Source organism: Leeuwenhoekiella nanhaiensis (assembly GCF_002744755.1).
Lineage (GTDB): Bacteria > Bacteroidota > Bacteroidia > Flavobacteriales > Flavobacteriaceae > Leeuwenhoekiella > Leeuwenhoekiella nanhaiensis.
The window spans coordinates 62,250-82,480 of record NZ_KZ319296.1 but is presented as its reverse complement, the minus strand read 5'-3'; the positions used below and the strand labels follow the sequence as shown (position 1 = coordinate 82,480).

General features: G+C 42.3%; 15 protein-coding genes. 8 read left to right on the top strand and 7 right to left on the bottom strand.

Translation table 11 applies throughout. The features are described 5' to 3' along the window. The first annotated feature begins 96 nt into the window (after nucleotides 1-96). Entirely contained in the window at nucleotides 97-543 is a 447-nt protein-coding gene (locus CJ305_RS15090; RefSeq protein WP_099647123.1) for a 3-oxoacyl-ACP synthase, read from the top strand. Here the strand turns inward: CJ305_RS15090 and CJ305_RS15085 are convergent. The 3 genes from CJ305_RS15085 to glyA all read right to left on the bottom strand — a co-directional run bounded on the left by CJ305_RS15085 (nucleotide 540) and on the right by glyA (nucleotide 3,194). After that, the gene (locus CJ305_RS15085) at nucleotides 540-947 is read right to left on the bottom strand and encodes a hypothetical protein (protein ID WP_099647122.1); all 408 of its coding nucleotides are present in this window, start codon (nucleotides 945-947) and stop codon (nucleotides 540-542) included. The two genes, CJ305_RS15090 and CJ305_RS15085, sit on opposite strands and share 4 nt — an antisense overlap. A gap of 343 nt (nucleotides 948-1,290) precedes the next feature. Next, entirely contained in the window at nucleotides 1,291-1,725 is a 435-nt protein-coding gene (locus CJ305_RS15080; RefSeq protein ID WP_099647121.1) for a response regulator, read from the bottom strand. 194 nt (nucleotides 1,726-1,919) lie between these two features. Further along, nucleotides 1,920-3,194, bottom strand: a complete 1,275-nt coding sequence (gene glyA / locus CJ305_RS15075) for a serine hydroxymethyltransferase (RefSeq protein WP_099647120.1) — start codon at nucleotides 3,192-3,194, stop codon at nucleotides 1,920-1,922. A 109-nt stretch (nucleotides 3,195-3,303) separates the two neighbouring features. On the opposite strand from glyA, the gene fahA reads away from it, so the two are divergent. The 3 genes from fahA to CJ305_RS15060 all read left to right on the top strand — a co-directional run bounded on the left by fahA (nucleotide 3,304) and on the right by CJ305_RS15060 (nucleotide 6,463). Beyond that, nucleotides 3,304-4,596 carry a fumarylacetoacetase gene (gene fahA, locus CJ305_RS15070; protein WP_099647119.1) on the top strand — a complete coding sequence of 431 codons (1,293 nt, stop codon included), beginning with the start codon at nucleotides 3,304-3,306 and terminating at the stop codon, nucleotides 4,594-4,596. Nucleotides 4,597-4,878: 282 nt separating this feature from the next. Further along, on the top strand, nucleotides 4,879-5,481 hold the full coding sequence (pnuC, locus tag CJ305_RS15065; RefSeq protein WP_099647118.1) for a nicotinamide riboside transporter PnuC: 603 nt from the start codon (nucleotides 4,879-4,881) through the stop codon (nucleotides 5,479-5,481). Then, nucleotides 5,459-6,463, top strand: a complete 1,005-nt coding sequence (locus CJ305_RS15060) for an acyl-CoA dehydrogenase family protein (protein WP_099647117.1) — start codon at nucleotides 5,459-5,461, stop codon at nucleotides 6,461-6,463. The genes pnuC and CJ305_RS15060 overlap by 23 nt, the downstream gene beginning before the upstream one ends. A gap of 83 nt (nucleotides 6,464-6,546) precedes the next feature. On the opposite strand, the gene CJ305_RS15055 is transcribed toward CJ305_RS15060, so the two are convergent. Then, a complete protein-coding gene (locus CJ305_RS15055; protein ID WP_099647116.1) occupies nucleotides 6,547-7,554 on the bottom strand; it encodes a 3-oxoacyl-ACP synthase III family protein in 1,008 nt (335 codons plus the stop codon). 409 nt (nucleotides 7,555-7,963) lie between these two features. Between CJ305_RS15055 and CJ305_RS15050 the strand changes: the two genes are divergently transcribed. Both CJ305_RS15050 and CJ305_RS15045 read left to right on the top strand, forming a co-directional pair. Further along, on the top strand, nucleotides 7,964-10,414 hold the full coding sequence (locus tag CJ305_RS15050; RefSeq protein WP_099647115.1) for a S9 family peptidase: 2,451 nt from the start codon (nucleotides 7,964-7,966) through the stop codon (nucleotides 10,412-10,414). Between the two features lie 245 nt (nucleotides 10,415-10,659). Further along, a complete protein-coding gene (locus tag CJ305_RS15045) occupies nucleotides 10,660-11,274 on the top strand; it encodes a carboxypeptidase-like regulatory domain-containing protein (RefSeq protein WP_189319467.1) in 615 nt (204 codons plus the stop codon). A gap of 20 nt (nucleotides 11,275-11,294) precedes the next feature. Here the strand turns inward: CJ305_RS15045 and CJ305_RS15040 are convergent, their stop codons facing one another. After that, entirely contained in the window at nucleotides 11,295-12,740 is a 1,446-nt protein-coding gene (locus CJ305_RS15040; protein ID WP_189319466.1) for a glycoside hydrolase, read from the bottom strand. 352 nt (nucleotides 12,741-13,092) lie between these two features. Between CJ305_RS15040 and CJ305_RS15035 the strand changes: the two genes are divergently transcribed. Together CJ305_RS15035 and CJ305_RS15030 are read left to right on the top strand one after the other, a co-directional pair. Then, nucleotides 13,093-14,070, top strand: coding sequence for an acyl-ACP desaturase (locus CJ305_RS15035; RefSeq protein WP_099647112.1), 978 nt, complete (start codon nucleotides 13,093-13,095; stop codon nucleotides 14,068-14,070). Between the two features lie 138 nt (nucleotides 14,071-14,208). Beyond that, nucleotides 14,209-17,409, top strand: coding sequence for a T9SS type B sorting domain-containing protein (locus CJ305_RS15030; RefSeq protein ID WP_099647111.1), 3,201 nt, complete (start codon nucleotides 14,209-14,211; stop codon nucleotides 17,407-17,409). Between the two features lie 182 nt (nucleotides 17,410-17,591). Here the strand turns inward: CJ305_RS15030 and CJ305_RS15025 are convergent, their stop codons facing one another. Both CJ305_RS15025 and CJ305_RS15020 read right to left on the bottom strand, forming a co-directional pair. Beyond that, entirely contained in the window at nucleotides 17,592-18,263 is a 672-nt protein-coding gene (locus CJ305_RS15025) for a response regulator (RefSeq protein WP_099647110.1), read from the bottom strand. Then, the gene (locus CJ305_RS15020) at nucleotides 18,260-20,218 is read right to left on the bottom strand and encodes a tetratricopeptide repeat-containing sensor histidine kinase (RefSeq protein ID WP_099647109.1); all 1,959 of its coding nucleotides are present in this window, start codon (nucleotides 20,216-20,218) and stop codon (nucleotides 18,260-18,262) included. The genes CJ305_RS15025 and CJ305_RS15020 overlap by 4 nt, the downstream gene beginning before the upstream one ends. Nucleotides 20,219-20,231 lie beyond the last annotated feature (13 nt).

Below are 20,231 nucleotides of genomic sequence, written 5' to 3'. Positions count from 1 at the left end.
AAAAACGGCTTAAATATCAATGGAAATTATTTTTAGTAAGCTGATAAACTAAATGGGAATTTAGTCTAATTTCGCCCGCCTTAAAAAACCTGATTTATGCATAAGAAGCAAGTCATTCAAGAACTGCACAACAAGCTTAATGCGCGGCTTACCCAACTAAAGGAAACCCGTGACGGACTTATAGAATCACGTGAGAGTGAAGGCGGAAAAAGCAGTGCCGGTGATAAATACGAAACCGGTGTTGAGATGATTCAACAGGAAATGGAACGCAATCAGGCGCAAATTGATCAGGTAGAGCGTCAAAAAGAAGCGCTAAATCGCGTAAGCCTGACTCCAAATACCTTAGTAAGCGAAGGCAGCCTTGTAGTGACAGACAAAGCTTCTTATTTTATAGGTATTCCCTTCGGAGAACTCAAATTAGAAACCGGAAACATCTATTGCATCTCTAGCGCCTCTCCAATAGGCGAATTGCTCCTGGGTAAAAAAGAACACGATCTGGTGCAATTCCGGGATCAAAAAATAAATATTAAGAATATATTCTAACCCGCTGCTAATAGCGATTGAGCGATGTTTAAAACATCCTGAGGATAAATAGGTTTGCTAATACTACCTTTTACCAAAGCGCTGTTCCTATAATCAGTGTTTAATGCTGAAACAGGATTGAGCATCATATATACACTTATGGGTTTTCCCGTCTGTGGCTGAAAGTTTTCGACCTCCTCCAAAAATCTGGTAATGCAATGGGGAGACAGATTGCCTGAGAGCAGAATAGTGTCTGGATACTCCCTGATTTGGAAACGCTGCTCCTCCATAAAGTATCGAAATCCGCTTTCGCATGATTCGAAACGCTTTAGGACTAAACTGCCAAACTCATTCTTAATCAAACGCTCAATAAGATCTCGATTAACCGGATCCTCGTCAATGATATATACCACCTTTGCAGACATAGCTAAATTCCTCTGAGTGAAATTAATACTGTTTCAAAATCCGGAACAAAACAACATCATTTCCATTTTTGTTAAGTATTTTTTAACATTAAAAACGATATAAAACACAAATTGGATGTATTGTACAAGTATTACTAAATCGATTAACTTAAAACGTTAACTTTCCTCAATTGTCATATTTAGCTGACCTACAAATCTTTAACTTCAGATAACGAGCTTTAAGAGCAAACCACATCGTAGAATTATCCCGGCCGAAGTACGAATAGGCTATTTTTTAGTCAAAAAGGCAACCCTGCTAAAAGCGTAGTTTTCACCTCTAAAAAATTTGAGTATAAAAAGTTGATTAAGCGCTTGTAGAACCTGCCACTCTTTGATTATAAGAATCAAAAATAGCAGAAAGCGACCTGCGTCTTACCGGTTTAGATAAATATCCCTGTATCATCGCTACATTATCCGGACCAGATTGGAACCGGTCTATCTCCGCATCCCGCATAACATAAACCAGACTTGTTAGTTTCAGCTGTTGTAAAGCTGCCAGAAAACGATTAGAACATTCCTCATTGAGTTCAGAGCCCAAAATTATGAGCTGAGGATATTCTTTTTGATGGAATTGTTCCTGCAATTGAATCACGTGCAAAGCCAGTTCACACGAATCAAAAGACTGCAATGAGATTCTGCCCCATTCATTTTTAATTAAACGTTCTGTAATGTATCGGCTTACGGGGTCATTGTCAATAATGTAGATGTGGTCTACGTTTGAAGTTTGGAGAGAATTCAAAACACGATCAAGTTAGGGTTTAAACGGATTTTTAATACATTTCATCCAAATTAAATACATTTTCTAAAACAAAACCACAGTTTTTTAACAAAAAAAGCAGCCCTAAGGCCGCTTTTTTGTTAACTTCAAATTAAGTGATTGATTATTAATTACTTGTATAAAATATTAACTGTGTTAAAATTCAGAAAATTCGATTAATGCTTAAATAAAGGTCTGTGCCCCATCATCGCATTTACCTGACCTGCAATCTCTTCCAGCTTATCATCGTCCTGATAATTAACCAGAGCCGCATCAATAAGCTCAACCACCTGCTTCATATCTTCTTCCACCAACCCACGGGTAGTTACCGCAGCAACCCCAATACGCATTCCGGAGGTCACAAAAGGTGAACGGGTATCAAAAGGCACCATATTTTTATTTACCGTGATATCGGCCTTGCCTAATGCTTCTTCTGCATCTTTACCTGAAATCTCCTTATTTCGAAGGTCAATCAACATCATGTGATTGTCTGTTCCTCCTGAAATGATATCATATCCTTTGGCTACGAAAGCAGCAGCCATAACCGCAGCATTTTTCTTAACCTGAACCATATAGTGTAAAAAGTCGTCAGTAAGGGCTTCGCCAAAAGCGATTGCTTTAGCCGCAATTATGTGTTCTAAAGGACCTCCCTGATTTCCCGGAAAAATCCCGCTGTCTAATAACGAAGACATCATACGCAGGCTTCCATTTTTAAGCTTAATACCAAATGGATTCTCAAAATCTTTACCCATCAAAATCATACCTCCACGAGGTCCGCGTAGCGTCTTGTGGGTTGTAGTAGTACAAATATGACAATGTGGTACCGGATCTCCGATAATTCCTTTAGCGATAAGTCCCGCAGGGTGTGCCATATCACAAAGCAAGATAGCTCCTACTTTATCAGCGATTTCGCGAAAACGCTTATAGTCGATCTCGCGGCTGTAGGCCGAAGCTCCCGCGATAATCATTTTCGGCTTTTCTTTAACCGCAAGTTCTTCGATCTTATCGTAGTTTAAAAGACCGGTTTCCTGATCTACTCCGTAGAATACAGGATTGTATAAGCGACCTGAAAAGTTTACCGGCGAACCATGTGTTAAGTGCCCGCCGTGAGCCAGGTCAAATCCTAAGAAAGTCTCTCCCGGTTTCATAACTGCGTGAAAAACGGCAGTATTGGCCTGTGAACCGGAGTGCGGCTGCACGTTTACGTATTCAGCACCAAAAAGTTCTTTAGCGCGCTCTATGGCGATGTTCTCAACCTCATCTACGACCTCGCATCCGCCGTAGTAACGCTTACCGGGATACCCCTCGGCATATTTATTAGTAAGTACAGAACCGGCAGCTTCCATGACCTGCTCGCTTACAAAGTTTTCTGAAGCAATTAACTCTAAACCATTGAGTTGACGTTGCTTTTCTTCCTGAATAAGATCAAAAATTTCGGTATCCCGTTGCATGCTTTATAAAGTTTGTTAAATTAGGTTCAAAAGTAGTGATTACAATTGGTTGGTACTATTTTAATTCTATATTTGAGTAGCCCTTTTACTAACACTTTATTAAAAATATATGCCTACTAAAGCTAACGATCCCAAAAGAAAAACCTGGCTAGAGACTGCTGCAGACACAGACTTTCCTATCCAGAATATTCCCTTTGGCGTGTTCCTCACCCGCGATGACATCATCACCATAGGAACGCGAATCGGAGACTATGCCATTGATCTGGGAGCGCTGCATCAACTGGGATATTTTAGTGAAATACCCCTTACCGATGACATCTTTTTGCAAGACAGCTTAAACGATTTCATTGCAGACGGGCGCAAAACCTGGAGGGCTGTACGCAACCGCATTTCCGAAATTTTTGAAGCAAACAACCCCGAGTTACGCGATAACGCAGATCATCGCGATACCGTAATTTTTGCTATGGACGAGATCGAAATGCAACTGCCGGTACAAATAGGCGATTATACTGATTTTTACAGCAGTAAAGAGCATGCGACCAATGTAGGCTCTATGTTTCGTGACCCGGACAACGCGTTGTTACCTAACTGGCTTCATTTACCTGTGGCTTACCACGGGCGCAGCAGTTCGATTATTCCTTCGGGAATTTCGGTACATCGCCCACAGGGTCAAAAGCTGCCTAACGGAGCTGACAAACCCATTTTTGGTCCGTCAAGACAACTGGATTTTGAATTGGAAATGGCTTTTATCACGACAGCGGCAAATGAATTGGGGCAGCCCATTCCGGTAGATCAGGCTGAAGAATATATTTTTGGTCTGGTATTATTTAATGACTGGAGCGCCCGCGACATTCAGCGCTGGGAGTATATGCCCTTAGGACCGTTTTTAGGTAAAAACTTCGCCTCTTCGGTCTCCTGCTGGATTGTAACTCTTGATGCTTTAGAGCCATTTAGAACCAACAGTCCCAAGCCCGACCAGGAAGTACTACCCTATTTAAAATACAGCGGCAAGAAAACCTTCGACATCAATCTTGAAGTAAGCATTCAGCCTGAAGGAAAAGAGGAAACCGTAGTTTGTAAATCAAACTTTAAACACCTGTATTGGAATATGAGCCAGCAACTGGCACACCACACCATTAACGGTTGTCCGGTTAACAGCGGTGATATGATGGGCAGCGGTACCATAAGTGGTCCTACGCCCGACTCTTACGGCTCTATGCTTGAGCTTAGCTGGAAGGGCTCAAAACCCGTAAAACTAAACGACGGCAGCGATCGCAAATTTATAGAAGATAACGATACAGTAATAATGCGCGGACACTGTGAGAAATCAGGAGCTGCGCGTATTGGTTTTGGTGAAATATCCACCAAAATAAAACCGGTTTTTAAACCCAAGAAAAAATAAGTTTTAAGAACATACCAGATAACACGCCTAAATTCTTCCTGATTTTAGGCGTTTTTGTTTTTATACCTGTACCTTTGTTCCTCAATGGGGTGCTTGCCCGAAGAATGAAATCATTAAACCAAATGATTACTCCCCGGCAGGCTGAGATGATACCCGTGGGCACTTTGCCCAGTACCTGATCCGGATAATGCCGGCGTAGGGATTTTTTAGCAAACAGGCAATACCTGTCTGCCGCCCCCTGGGCTCATCTCCTCATTGCATTTGGTAATCTAAAATCCGGTAATGGAGGACTTTTTAATGAGTTTTGTGTGGTTGCAGTGGATAGGCACCGCCTTCGGCATCACCCAGGTTTTACTCGCACGTCAAAACAACGTCAACAATTACATTTTTGGCATCATTGCTATTCTTATCAGCATTTGGGTACTCTACCATTCAAAGCTGTATGCCGATATTATACTGCATCTGTACTATTTTGTGATGAGCGTTTACGGCTGGTTGTACTGGAAATTTGGTAAAAAACAAGAGGAAGCGCCCATCTCCTATTCAAGCCGAAAGGAACATTTACAAGCCCTTGGCATTGTGGCTGGTTGTTTTATTTTAATGGTGTTCTGGCTCACCCATTACACCAATTCAGACGTACCTTATTGGGATTCGGTCGTGAGTGCATTTGCCTGGGCGGGTATGTGGCTGATGGCCCGCCGCAAAATCGAAAACTGGATTTACCTAAACATCAGCAACATTGTTTCCATACCTCTGCTCATTTACAAAGAATTATACATCTACGCCGGCCTTACCGGTTTTCTATTTTGCGTGGCTATTTCCGGGTATCTAAAGTGGCGAAAACTCATTAAAAACGAACAACATGAACAACTTGCGCATACCTGAATTTCAAAAGGGCACAGAACGATTTTCTGCGGAAACCCTAAACTGGATTACAAGCCAGAATCTTTGGAATATTTGGGTGCCAAAAGTTTACGGTGGCCGGGAATGCTCACTCACTGAAGGTTTAAAACTCCTGCAGCAACTCGCCAGAAACGATGGAAGCCTGGGCTGGACGGTCACGCTGTGCAGCGGTGCCAATTATTTTGTGGGGAATTTAAAACCGGAAACAGCTCAGGGTATTTTTACAGAAGGTGCACACAAACCCATTTTTGGAGGCAGTGGCGGCTTATTTGGCTGCGCCGAAAAAACAGGCGATAATTACAGACTTTCCGGAACCTGGAAGTATGCTACCGGTGGACCGTATCTTACCCACGTGACCCTAAACGCCAAAATCACTAAAAACGGAAAAGAACTGCCTCAGAAAGACGGAAGCCCGGTTTTTAAATCCTTTGTAATCCCAAAAGACGCCGTTAACCTCATCGACGACTGGAACACCATGGGAATGCAGGCTACCCGCACCTGTTCGTTTAGTATTAAAGATTATATCGCACAGGAAGAACAAAGCTTTCAATACGATCAGTTTTACCTGCCGCAGGCGATTTATAAAATCAATTTCCGGGTATTTGCTGACCTCACTTTATGGATTAATTATATAGGAATGGCACAACATTTCGAAGAAGAATTAAAAAGCTTAGAAGCCGAACTTGATTTCGACGACTTAAGTACCGCAGTTGCCAAAGCTGAAAAAGACTGTTTTGTTTTTGCCTTTCAAGTCGAAGAGCGCATAGCTAACGAACAACCACTCGAGCCGGAATTCATCACAAACATTCATCAAACCGCTGTGGCTTCCGTGAGGGAATTGTCAAGATCACTCATTGCAGTTTATCCACATCTAGGCATCAACGCTGCCCGTGAAAACAGTGCCCTAAACCGCATATTTCGGGATTACTTTACCGCCACCCAGCATCGCAATTTCACCCGCTAAAGCGGGGTTTAAAACCAAAAACGGAGCAACTGAGTTGCTCCGCTTCGTATATATTTATTCTCCATTTAGGGGCCAAGGGGCTCCTACCACTTAATAATCGCACTCGCCCAGGTAAATCCGCTACCAAAGGCTGCCAGTACCACCGTGTCGCCTTCCTTAATTTTACCTTCCTCCCAGGCTTCAGTCAGGGCAATGGGTATAGAGGCTGCCGTGGTGTTTCCGTATTTCTGGATGTTGTTATACACCTGATCGTCATTCAGCCTGAATTGCTTCTGTACAAATTGGGATATGCGCAAATTAGCCTGATGCGGGATCAGCATATTGATATCTTTTGCGGCAAGTCCGTTTTGCTCCAGACCCTCATTGATCACTTCCGCAAAGCGCACCACCGCATTTTTAAATACAAACTGTCCGTTCATATAGGGATAATAAGGTGGGTCTTCCTGTGGATTTTTCTCAATCAGCTCAGGCACCCACTCCATCGTACTGGGGCCTTTCAGCGATAGCTCAAGCGCGTGCTTCCCTTCACTATGCAAATGGGTTGATAGAATTCCTTTTGAGTTGTCTTCTTCCCGGGTCAAAACCGCGGCTCCCGCCCCGTCCCCAAAAATCACCGAAACGCTGCGTCCGCGGGTAGTCATATCAAGACCGCCACTGTGATTTTCAGAACCAATCACCAACACGTTTTGGTACATACCGGTTTTGATAAACTGGTCTGCCACCGAAAGTGCATAGACAAAGCCACTACACTGGTTGCGTACATCGAGTGCCGGTATGGTGCGCATCTCGAGCATTTCCTGCACCTGCACGCCACAACCCGGAAAGTAATAATCAGGACTCAGGGTAGCAAAAACGATCATATCAATATCCTGAGCACTCATTTTTGCGCGTTCTAAAGCAATTTTGGCTGCTTTAACACCCATTACCGCAGTAGAATTACCGTCTCCATCTTTAATATGGCGGCGCTCTTTAATACCGGTTCGCTCCTGAATCCAGGCGTCATTGGTATCCATGATTTTAGCCAAATCATCGTTGGTTACAATATTTTCGGGCACGTAGGCGCCCATTCCGGCAATTCGAGAATTATACATAGTCTGTAAAAAATCTAGTTGAAATTATGAACCTGACATAGATCAGGCCTTAAATGTCCCGAAAGATACTGTTTCTTCAATTTTAAATGTTTTAAAGTATTCCTCTTTAGCTATGCGTGCATAGTTTTTTAAAGTTGAAAGTTCAGAGTGCAGAGTCAAAATTTTTTGGGAAAAGTCTCAGTTGGCAGTTGCAGTAGGCAGCTTGATTGTGGTATGAGGTAAAAAGTAGAAAAACGATTCTACGGTTCAACGAATAAATGTTTACACGATTAAACGGAAAACAGAAAACCGGAAACAAATAGAAAACGGCAAACCCTAAACTTTCAAAACATTTTTGATTAAATTACAGGGCATTAGACAAATCGTTTTCCTCGATTATCGATTTAATCCAAAAAAAGCACACATTACTATGAAAAAACTCCATCTCCTCGGCGCATTCTTTCTGCTAACCGCCACTCTGGTAGCACAGGTAAATCTCGATTATCAAAAACCACCTGAAGAAATTCTTGAGCTGGTAGATGTACCCCGGGCGCCGGCTGTAGTGATGAATACCGAAGGTGATACTATGCTCCTCCTCTATCGGGACAGTTATAAAACCATCGCCGAACTTTCTGAAGAAGAACTACGCCTGGGCGGACTGCGTATTAACCCTAAAACAAACATCGGCAGCCGCACCACCTATTACAATGATGTAAAAATCAAAGGTGTTGACGAGATGGATGCCCGCAACATCAGCGGACTACCCGAAAACCCAAAACTTAGTAACTTCAGCTGGTCGCCTGACGAAAGCAAAATGGCCCTGACCAACACCACCGATACTGGGGTTGAAGTCTGGATTCTGGATCTGGAGAAGGCTTCTGTAAGCAAACTCACCGAACCAACCTTAAATGCCAATATGGGAAATCCCATCAGCTGGTTTAAGGATGGAAAAAGTCTGTTATTGAATATGCTTCCGGCTACCCGAAAAGAATTGATCAATACCGCAGAAGCCGTACCTACCGGTCCTACCATTTCTACCAGTGACGGCTCTAAAGCGCAAAACCGCACCTATCAGGATTTGCTTCAGAATCCCAATGATGTGGCCAATTTTGAGCAACTGGCTACTTCGGTTTTGGTTAAAAAAGATCTTGATGGCACGTCCACCATCTGGCATACCGCAGATATGTTTACAAACGTATCCTTTTCGCCCGATGGCGAATATGTAATGGTTACCAGCATTCATAAACCCTTTTCGTATATCGTGCCGTATTATCGTTTTCCGGAAACCGTAACGGTTTATAAAAAGGATGGGACTGAAGTAAAAGTGGTGAATGAAGTACCCCTTATTGAAGAATTACCGCAAGGTTTTATGGCTACTCAAACCGGCAAGCGCAGCCTGAACTGGCGTGCTGATGCTCCCGCGACTTTGGTATGGGCAGAAGCTTTAGACCAGGGAGATCCTGAGGTTGATGTTCCCTTCCGCGATCAGGTTTATATGCAGGAAGCGCCTTTTATGGGTCCCGTAAAACCGGTGCTTAAAACTATAAATCGTTTCAGTGGCATTACCTGGGGAAATGACTCAACAGCGGTCGCATACGATTACTGGTGGAATACCCGAAATACCAAAACTTACACCTTCAATCCCGCTGATGCTTCGGCAGAACCGGTGCTGATTTCAGATCGAAACTATCAGGACACCTACAGTGATCCGGGTAATTTTGTAACGCACGAAAACGATTATGGGCGGAATGTTCTAACGCTTATAGACGGAAATGCCTACCTCATTGGAGACGGTTTTAGCGAACGCGGACAGTTTCCATTTATAGATAAAGTGAATCTGGCAACTCAGGAAAAAGAGCGCATTTACGAATCGGCTTACACCGATAAGCTTGAAAATTTACAGGAAGCGCTGGATATGGAAGCCGGTAAAATCCTGGTGCGTATCGAAGCTCCTACCGAATATCCCAATTATTACATCCGCGATTTGAACGACAACAGCCTGAAGCAGATTACGCGATTTGAGAATCCATTTAAAAGTATTCAGGATGTACATAAAGAAGTGATTAAGTACAAGCGTGATGATGGCCTCGAACTTTCGGGAACGCTTTATCTGCCCGTGGGTTATGATATGGAAAAGAAAGAGAAAAAGCCGATGCTGCTGTGGGCCTATCCTACCGAATACAAAGACAAAAACAGCGCCGGGCAGACCACTTCAAACCCAAATGAGTTTACCTATCCGTATTACGGGTCAATGGTTTACTGGGTGACCCGCGGTTATGTGGTGCTTGACGATGCCTCTTTCCCTATAGTAGGTGAAGGCGACACCGAACCCAATGATACCTTTATCAAGCAACTGGTTGCTAACGGAAAAGCCGCTATTGATGCGGTGGATGAATTGGGTTATATAGATCGAAATAAAGTCGCCGTTGGAGGCCACTCCTACGGAGCTTTTATGACAGCAAACCTGTTATCGCATTCCGATTTGTTTGCTGCCGGTATCGCCCGAAGCGGTGCGTATAACCGTACGCTGACGCCTTTTGGCTTTCAGTCTGAAGAGCGCAATTACTGGGAAGCACCCGAGATTTATTATGAGATGAGTCCGTTTATGCACGCCGATACGATGAAGACACCTTTACTTTTGATTCACGGTGTGGCCGATAACAACAGCGGAACCTATCCGTTGCAAAGTGAGCGTTACTTTAATGCCTTGAAAGGTCTGGGAGCTACCGCGCGCCTGGTGATGCTGCCTAAAGAAAGTCACGGTTATGCCGCTAAAGAATCGATTTTGCATATGCTGTGGGAACAGGATCAATGGCTGGAGCAGTACGTAAAGAATCGCGAGGTCAACGAGATTAAACAAACAGAGGAAATTAAAAAATAAGCAGTCTCAGTTGGCAGTCTCAGTTGGCAGTCTCAGTTGCAGGTTACAGGTTGCAGGTTACAGGTTGCAGGTTAAAAACGATTGAACGATTAAACTTTTCCTGAAAAAACAGAAAAACGGAAAACCATAAACAGTAAACTCAAAAAATGCATTTCAAACTCCACATACCCGAACCCTGCCACGAAGACTGGTCGCAAATGAGTAAGCGCGAGCAGGGTAGGTTTTGTGCGAGTTGCACAAAAGAGGTGATTGATTTTACTGCGCTTTCGCGAAAGCAAATCACAGAAAAGGTACAATCCGGGAAATCCATTTGCGGGCGGTATCGCAAAGACCAACTGGAAACCGTCTATTTTATTCCGGAAAAGAAAGCTTTTAAAAATCTGGGGATAGCTGCTGCGTTTACATCGCTGTTGGCTTTATGCGAACCGGTGATGGGACAGGAAACTGAGGTTAAAACTGAGCAAACTCGAAATAGCCAACAAAATAAAAAAGAAGCCATAAAATTGACTCCTAAAAAAGATCTAATTATTGAGGGTACAGTTCTGGACCAAGATGATTATCCTTTGCCCGGTGCCAATATAATGGTCTCAGGAAGTAATCTTGGAACAGTTACAGATTTTGATGGGAATTTTAAAATTATCCTTCCTTTAGATGAAATCGAAAAAAATAATAAGTTGGTTTGTTCATTTATAGGCTTTAAGACTGAAGAAGCTACTTTAAAAGTTGTTCAAAATAAATACAACTTTGTCATGAAGCAAGATCCTTCTGAAATGACCTTAGGCATGGTTGTCGTTGGAGGAATTCAAGTTCAAAAACAACGCACCAAAAAGCCACGCTCCCGCTGGTCTCGGTTTCATTAAAGATTTATTTTATCTGGTATTTAGTTATAAATAACAATAGTCATTACAGATTCAGCAGGCAGTGCTATTTGCTGTGCCTCAACTCTTTTAAACTGTAAATCTTCAGTTGCTGAAGTGGTGTAGGTTTTAAAGCTTTGCATTGCAAAATTCTCAGGAAGTGAAAGCGAAAGGGACTTTTCTTTAGCGGAATCATTTATCAAAACAAGCACAAGTTGGGTTTGATCAGGATTAGTATAAGCCGAATACTTTAGTTGTTCCGCCTTGTTGCCGCTTCGCTGTGCAATTGCTACCCGTTTAAAACCGGGACGTATAAACCGACTATAATTTCCCAGTACCCAAAGCATTTTGCTTTCGTAGAAATTACCATCCTGCTCTTTTTTGTCGATGTAGATCAGTCCATCTTTATAATCGTAGGCCGAAATTGCGGTCCACCAATGCCAGGCGCTGGCCTGTGCATCTACCAGGTCGCTGTGTATGACCTGTGCCAAATATAAAGCCGAAGTCATCCCCAGATCGCGTTTATCACCTTCAATCTCGCCGGCGTTAGCTCCCAAGATGCAGTATTCAGACATCCAATAATCAAGATCGGGCACTTCATGGAGCTTGTTTCGCAGTCGTTCGCGCTTTTTTACCCGTACCGAAGCCGGTGAAGTTGTAAAATAACTGTGTCCAGAAATGGCGTGCCCCATACTTTTCAGGTTTCCGAGATAGTAAGGAGATTCCCTGCTGAAAAAAGCTTCAATCTGATCGCCTCTGCCCGGCTTCTTTCCGGTTTTGAAGAGGTAGTCTATTTGCGCAGCTTCGGCGATATCAATTGTAGTCGCGATCTTTCGGTCCTGAAAAACCGAATCAATCGCTTTTGAAATCTCAAAAATATCCTGGTTCCAATACGGGTTTCCCTCCTGCCCGCCTTCGGCCCAGTCCCACTGGGGCTCGTTAAACGGACTCACATAATCTACCTCAACATTTTTCGCCCGCATTCCTTCTATAACATCTGCGAGATAGGTTGCAAAAGCCGGGTAGTTTTCAGGCGCAATATTACTTTCTGTTTTATCTGAAGTATAGGCCCTACCATTACGGGTAAGATGCACCGGCGGACTGTTTAAAAACATCAATAACTGATCTGCACCCCGCTTTTGAGCGGCTCGCGCGAGCCAGACCTGACTATCCAGTTTATCCCAGTCATAACCGGAACCATCCCAAAAGGTAGGGGCTCGTCGCCATGAATCCCGAATACCGCTTTTTCTCCCTTGCTCTGCACTGCCTGCACCCAGATTGAAGCGCCAGAGGGACAACCCAATTCCTTTTGGATTTCCGGCATTATCCAGCTCCTGACTAAATAGCAAATCGGCCATCGCATTACGTTTTGCATCGGGCCATAAACCCACAAACTGTCCGGACCAGGCATCAGAAGCGCCAAAATTAGCCATGCTTTGAAAAACCTGATGAGTATCTATATGCAGCACCACAGGCTGTTCTGTAGCAGCATGCTGCTGTGATTGACAGGAAAAACTTTGGAGAAGAAGCGCAAAACAGGATATTTTAAAAAAAGATGGCATCATAACTGCAATAAAGAATTCGAGTAGTACAAGTTACTTAATCAATATTAAATGTAATCTGTACAAGTATAAAAATAATCCGTTGTAATCTGCGTCTTTTTGACACTTCCCTTTCATAAAAGAGATAAAGTCTTTAGTAACCGAATTAATAAATGGGCTACCCGCCAACTTACTATGCGTGCACAGTAAGTCTTTTTAGGAACTCCTGTTTCTACAGCCTAAACACGTATTTTTACAACCCCTAATACACAAAATAGCTATGCAATTATCAAACATACGCCTTGAGGTTATGCAGACAGTGGGTCAGTCTATGGATGAGCTCATCAAAACCTATCTCAAGTCGGTTGAAGAAAACTGGCAGCCTACCGATATGCTGCCTGACGCGACCAATCCCGAATTTATAGATGAAGTAAAGGAAATTCAGGAGCTTTGTCGCGAGATGGATTATGATCTTTTTACCGTTTTAGTAGGCGATACCATTACCGAAGAAGCTTTACCTACCTACGAATCCTGGTTGATGAGTGTGCAGGGCGTAGATCAGGTAAACGGAAACGGCTGGTCTAAATGGGTGCGCGCCTGGACGGCTGAAGAAAACCGTCACGGAGATTTGCTTAACAAATACCTCTACCTCTCGGGTCGTGTAAATATGCGCGAGATGGAAGTGAGTACCCAATACCTCATCAGCGATGGTTTTGATATTGGAACCGGAATGGACCCTTATAAAAACTTTGTGTACACCAGCTTTCAGGAGTTGGCGACCAATGTTTCGCACAGACGTGTAGCTTCCTTTTCCAGAAAACAGGGAAATAAGCAATTGGCTAAAATCTGTAATACGATTGCCAAAGACGAGGCGCGTCATGCTTCGGCTTATATGGAATTTGTACGCAGAATATTTGACTTGGACCCCAGCGAAATGATGCTGGCTTTTGAAGCGATGATGCGCAACAAGATTGTGATGCCGGCTATGTTTTTAAGAGAGTCTGGTCAGCAAATAGGTGAATTGTGGGAACACTTTTCTGATGCAGCACAACGCTCAATGGTATATACCACTCAGGATTATATCACTATTTTAAAATCATTGATTGCCGACTGGAAGATTGAAAACATCAAGGGGCTTAACGACAAAGGTGAACGCGCACGCGATTACCTGCTTAATCTGCCCGATCGTCTGGAACGCATCTCGCAACGTATTGTGGTTCCTAAGCTGGATCATAAGTTTAAGTGGATTGCGAGCTAGCAGGCAGAGCCTGAATTTTTATAAAGAAACCCCTGGTAAATTCATTGTCAGGGGTTTTTCTTTTGCTTTTCCAAATAATAGTAATGAATTATAAATATTATCAGTTATTTTTAGTTCAAAACACAATAGATTAAAAATTTGATTCAACGTTTACTTTTCCTTATTTCTTTTATTTTGCCGTTGCTCAGCTTTAGTCAATGGCAACAAACGTCTGGACCCTCTGGTGGTAGCACTGCTCAATTGCTAAATATTGATGATACATTTTTCGTCAATATGGGTAATGGAGGTGTTTTTAGGTCGGACGATTTTGGTAACACTTGGTATTTCGTAAGTCAGGGACTTCCCTGTTCAGAAGTTGTGTATGACCTCGTTTCTTATGAAGATAGACTTTATGCCGCAGTAAGCCGAAGCGGTATCTGGATGTCTCCGGACAAGGGACTTACCTGGGAAGCTATCAATACCGGAATTGATAACTTAACTTTTTATACTCTATTCGCTGACGACAACCGAATTTTTGCGGCAGAATCTGAAGGTGGTGTTTTCTTTTCTGACGATAACGGGCAAAGCTGGACGAACCGAAACAATGGTTTTACGGATAGAAACGAAATTACGGACTTTCACCTTTTTAATAACACAGTTTACGCTTCCGCCGAAACTCTTTATAAAACAACAGACGACGGTCTTAACTGGAGCAGGATAACTGTACCCAACAAGCAAGTGGGCAGACTTTCTGCACTAACCAGTAATAATGGCGTTTTTTATACCGCTTCTCTCGGTAGAATCCATTATTCAACCGATAATTTACAAACCTGGAATACGTTCAACACCCCTGGTATTACAGCGACAATTTCGTCATTTGAAACCGGTCAAAATGCCGTTTATGCCGCGACGGGTAACGGTATTTATTTTAAAACGAATAATGACGGGCAAAGTTGGCAGTTAGTAAAAAATAACAGGACGTCAGATTTTCTAAACGATATTCTAGTTTATGAAAATCGAATACTTACAACCGCGGAAACAGTTTATGTTTCAACCAATGATGGGAGTTCCTGGAATACAAGTGATCGAGGTTTAAGTGGTCTTAGAACAACTTCTCTAGACTTTTTTGGAAATTATCTGTACGCGTCAAATGAAAGTTCGGGAGGTATACATAGAAGTCCTGACGGTGGAAACACTTGGGAAAATGTGAGTCAGGGTCTGACTTTAACTAATGCGCGTGGTGTAGGTGCGATAAAAAGTAAAGACAATTCACTTTTTGCCGCTACAGGTGGTGGCATTTACAAATCAACTACGGGTACTGCCTGGAGCTCTGTTTTTTATCCGGGAATAAATAAGTCAACACCTGTACTTGATATAGATGGTAACACTATTGCAACAGCTGTAAATTCTGAAGGCGTTTATCTTTCTCAAGATGAAGGCAATACATTTGTTGCTGCCAGCCTAAATGGTTTTGAGTCTGATCCTGAGCAACGGGGGTATTTAAGTCTTTTACTAAAAAATCAAACCATTCTCATATCTACTGCAAACTCCAGACTATTCAAATCAACAGATCTTGGTAAATCCTGGGTAGAAGTTACTGTTACTCCAGGCTTTATTTTGGTTCAGAAAATGAGACTTGATGGCAACCTAATTTATGCCGCGACTACACGAGGTGTATTTACCAGTTCAGATATGGGAAGCACCTGGACCCGGTTTGGAGTAAATGAATTTAATGCAACTGATCTGGTAGTAGACGGCTCAAAAATTTATGCAGTAACTCTTGATGGTGCTTACGTGGCAGGTTTAGATGATAAAATTTGGTATGAACTCTGCGAAGGTTTAGGAAAAAATGCAATCGAATCTGTAGCCTTGCAAGGGTCAACAATTTACGCGGGCACCTTTAGTTCGGGAGTTTGGAAGCGCAATACCGTAACGGGAGATTTACCTGCCGAGAATTATAATTCAACCACAGGCGTTTCAGATTTGAGTCTTTGCCCCAGCAGCAATAAAGTGAATTTATATACCGCTTTGAATATAGATCCCGCAACACCGGGATTCTGGTCACCTAAAGCTGCAGTAGATGGTGAGTTCGACCCGTCTGTTGATACTCCCGGAGTCTACCGTTTTTCGTATGCCACCCGCAGCTGTGGTTGTTTAAATTATAGACAGGTAAAAATTGATCTGGAAGGTAATTCTAATGCTGGGGAAGATAGTGCCATAACTTTTTGCAGAGATGAGGAAGAGACTGACCTCCTATCATTAATTTCAGGAAATCCCGATGCCGGTGGCATATGGTCTCCGGCTCTGAACAGCGGTACTTCTGTCTTCAATCCTGCGATAGATCAGGAAGGGATATATACGTATACTCTGAATAATGCGCAGTGCGGAAGCGATTCTTCAACAATCACCATCAGTTTTGAAGACAGACCAAATACCGGCCTGGAAACAAGTTTAAGCCTTTGCGAAAATTCTCCCGCCTTTAATTTATTGGAACAGGTTAACGGCAATCCAGATTTAGGTGGCATCTGGTCACCGGCTTTAGCGAGCGGTACCGACATTTTTGACCCTAATCTGGATCAAGCCGGAACTTACACCTACTCTATTAGTAATAAGGGCTGTGAGGCTTCTACAAACGTAAACCTGGAAATCACTCCACTTCCTAATGCCGGTGAAAACACCGTTTTGAGTTTATGTTTGAATAAAGACGAACCTATAAATCTTTTTAATTATCTGGAAGGCTCACCGCAAGCCGGTGGGGTATGGACTCCCGCCTTAACGAGCGGCTCAGATCTTTTTGATCCAGCCACAGATGCTTCAGGTATTTACCGGTATACCGTTTCTTCTCCCTGCGGACCAGTTTCTGCAGAAGTGGAAATCAGCGTTGAAAATCCGTATGAAATTGAAGACTTCACCATTTCAACTACACAATTTGAAGGCAGTAATCGTTTAGAAATTAATCTTGCAGAAAATGAAAACTACCACTTTTCACTTGATGGCGTGGTATATCAATCCTTTCCCTTCTTTAATGAATTGCCCGGAGGCTCCTACACGGTCTATGGAAAGGAGATAGATGGCTGTGGTTATTTTATAAAAGAGGTCTTTATTTTAGACTATATGCGCTATTTCTCTCCTAATGGTGATGGCTATCACGACACCTGGCAACTTCTGGGGATAGCTGATGAAGATTATCAAATTTACATTTATAACAGGTATGGCAAATTTTTAGCAGGTCTCAACCCCACTAACCCTTCATGGGATGGCACTTATAGCGGTACAAATATGCCTTCGGATGATTATTGGTTCCAAATTGAATTAGCCGACGGAACGCTTCAAAAGGGACATTTTACTTTGAAAAGGTAGCAGATTTAAATATCGTCTCAATTCTTTACAACAATATTGAATTACTTAATAAACCCGCTGATTACTATTCAATCAACCTTTACAACTTATACGTCACTTTAAACAAAAGGGTTTATGGCTGAATAAGTATCGGATCTGGACTGAATTTTATGCGACTATTTTGACTCCTTAAAACCCTGTTCTCAAATAAATCCCCTATTGCGAGCTTCCAGAATAAGTTCGCGGTCAGACTCGCCTTCTACTTCAAAGAGAATTTTAAGATTGCGTTTACGCTTCTCAACTCCTGCTTTAGACAGCTTTAAAATATCACAGAGCTCGGTATTTTTTGTGCTAAGCGAGAGTTCATACAACAACTTGCGATCTGTACTGTCAATATCAATCTCAGCAACCAGATTCTTGCGCAAATGCTCGAGAACGGTTACGGTATAATACGGAGGTTTTGAAATAAGACTTTGTATGCCTCTGATGAGTTCGCCGGGGGTCAGATCGCCTTTTAGCAAAAGTGCATCCGGGTCAATATCCTTTAAAATACTTCGCAAACGGTAATGATCACTCAGGGAGGTAAGAATAGCTACTTTGGTTTCCGGGTACTTTTCGCGGATTTTCAATCCCAGATCTTCACCCGATAACAGGCTTTTATCGCTCCCCACAGGCAATTGTACATCCAGAAAGACTAAATCGCATTTGCTCATATAACTCTGATTGTTGTAAAAAGCACCGGCTTCATCCAGATTCAATGCAACGTCAATATTGAAGAGAACCGTTTTATCCTGTGCTATCTGTTCAAAAGCCTGTTTGTAGGCATTAACAATTAACGGGTGGTCTTCAACTATTAAAACTTTTACTATTCTCATATGGGTATACTAAATGACATTTTGGTTCCCGAAGAATCGGAATGGATTTTTAAATCGCCTCCTAAATCGCTTATTCGATAATTTAAGTTGGTTAGCCCTATTCCCTGTTTGGCTGCTTTAACATCAAAGCCCTTTCCATTATCGGTTATGGAACCTGTTAAGGTATTTTCTTTTTGATTCAATCTAATCTTGCAAACCGTCGCATTGGCGTGCTTCATTACGTTTTGCAGGCATTCCTGTAAGATATAGTATATCGAAATCTTTACCGAATCTCCCAGGGTATTAAAATCTACAGACTTGGTAACATGCAGCTCAAAGGAGGTAGCCGTATGCTCGTTGAATGTATCTATCAGTTTCTTGATCAATTTTTCAACACCGTCTTCTGAGGTCAAACTGTTTGAAGCCAGATTATGGCTTACGTTTCGTATTTCGGCCTCAATGTTTTGAAGTTCTTTGAGATGTGTTTCTGTTGCCGGATTATCAGATTCCATAAAACCCAGGGCCATTCGGGTACCAAACAATCTGCTGATTACCCCGTCGTGTAAATCTCTGGCGATGCGCTCACGCTCTTTAACCGCGGCGATTTCAACTTGTTTCTGTTGGTCAAGCAGGAGTTTAAACACTTCGGCATTTGATTCCTTGAGGCTATTCTGCATTCGGGCTTCAATAAGATTGGCTTTTTGCCTTTGTAAAAAGAGAAAAACGCCCAATAGCGTAAGAAGCACAACAGCTGTAAAGCTAATCCAGATGATACGCTCGCTTAAGCTTCTGTTTTTGTTGATATATTGATCGGTTTCATAACGTATACGGGCAAATTTGCTGCGTATTCCGCGCTCATCGTTTAAAAGCTTTTCGTTAAGTACCAGATACCTGTCCAGATACTCCTGATTCCCGGTAATACTATGAAGTTTTAATAGCGCTTCCAGCTCGTACTTGGCATTCTGCTCTTCCTCAGCCAAAGCAAGCGCCGTCTGAAGATTAGCTAACGCACGGGCAGTATCTTCCGTATCTAAATAATACTCTCCAAGTCTGATCCTACTCACCATCATCCCGGCCTTATGATCAATACTATCGCGTATATGCAACGCCTCACGGGACGCTTTTAAAAAATCTTCAGATTGCCCTGCTTTTAATTGAATATACGCATAGTTGTCTAGAACCATGGCATAAAGTTCCGTATCGGCTTGTTTAAGGCCTTCAACATCCAATGCCTGCTTAACATAACTCAAGGCATCCTCATAAAAACCATTTTCTAAATAGACAACGGCAAGATTATTAGAACTTCTTGCTATTAAAATTTCATCTTTCGTTGAAGAGGCTATAGCTGAAGCTTTTTTATGATGTTCAATAGCTTTACCAAAATCTCCCAAACCATTATAAACAATGGCCAGGTTATTATGTACGGTATAAATATCCTTTTTCTTTGTTTGCGGCAAAAGCTCGAGGGCTTTAAATGAGGAATTCTCACTGCCTATATAATCCCTAGCATTTTCCTGAGAAACTGCCATCATTAACATCATTTTACCTGCTTTAGCGTCATTCTTCAATTCGCTAAATTTTTGATAGGCTTTATAATAATACGCATAAGAACTATCCAGACTAGAATATTTACCTTGAAAATAGGCCAGATCCCAATAGGCATTAGCCTCTACCGTTTTATTAGATAGTTGATTGGCAAGCTCTAACGTTTTTGTATTGATTTTTCTAAATAGCGTGGAATCTTTATTCAGATATTCAAGCGAAAGTTTTGAAAGAATAGAAAGCCTCAGACTGTCATTTGGAATGATCTGATCTAGATTTTCTATTTTCTGTAGCGAAACTTCAGAATCTATAAGATTACTATTCTGCTCATCTAGTTTATTTTTCGAGGGCGATGAACAACTCAACAGGCTCAAGAGGATTCCTAAGAAGAATAGTGAACTCTTAATGTAACGAGATGAAAAAAATTCCCTCATAAAACGTTTTCAA

Coding starts and splice junctions, on each gene's coding strand:
- CJ305_RS15020 (WP_099647109.1), bottom strand. CDS start 20,218: ATGAGGGAATTTTTTTCATCTCGTTACATTAAGAGTTCACTATTCTTC.
- CJ305_RS15060 (WP_099647117.1), top strand. CDS start 5,459: ATGAACAACTTGCGCATACCTGAATTTCAAAAGGGCACAGAACGATTT.
- glyA (WP_099647120.1), bottom strand. CDS start 3,194: ATGCAACGGGATACCGAAATTTTTGATCTTATTCAGGAAGAAAAGCAA.
- CJ305_RS15025 (WP_099647110.1), bottom strand. CDS start 18,263: ATGAGAATAGTAAAAGTTTTAATAGTTGAAGACCACCCGTTAATTGTT.
- CJ305_RS15050 (WP_099647115.1), top strand. CDS start 7,964: ATGAAAAAACTCCATCTCCTCGGCGCATTCTTTCTGCTAACCGCCACT.
- CJ305_RS15090 (WP_099647123.1), top strand. CDS start 97: ATGCATAAGAAGCAAGTCATTCAAGAACTGCACAACAAGCTTAATGCG.
- CJ305_RS15085 (WP_099647122.1), bottom strand. CDS start 947: ATGTCTGCAAAGGTGGTATATATCATTGACGAGGATCCGGTTAATCGA.
- CJ305_RS15055 (WP_099647116.1), bottom strand. CDS start 7,554: ATGTATAATTCTCGAATTGCCGGAATGGGCGCCTACGTGCCCGAAAAT.
- pnuC (WP_099647118.1), top strand. CDS start 4,879: ATGGAGGACTTTTTAATGAGTTTTGTGTGGTTGCAGTGGATAGGCACC.
- CJ305_RS15035 (WP_099647112.1), top strand. CDS start 13,093: ATGCAATTATCAAACATACGCCTTGAGGTTATGCAGACAGTGGGTCAG.
- fahA (WP_099647119.1), top strand. CDS start 3,304: ATGCCTACTAAAGCTAACGATCCCAAAAGAAAAACCTGGCTAGAGACT.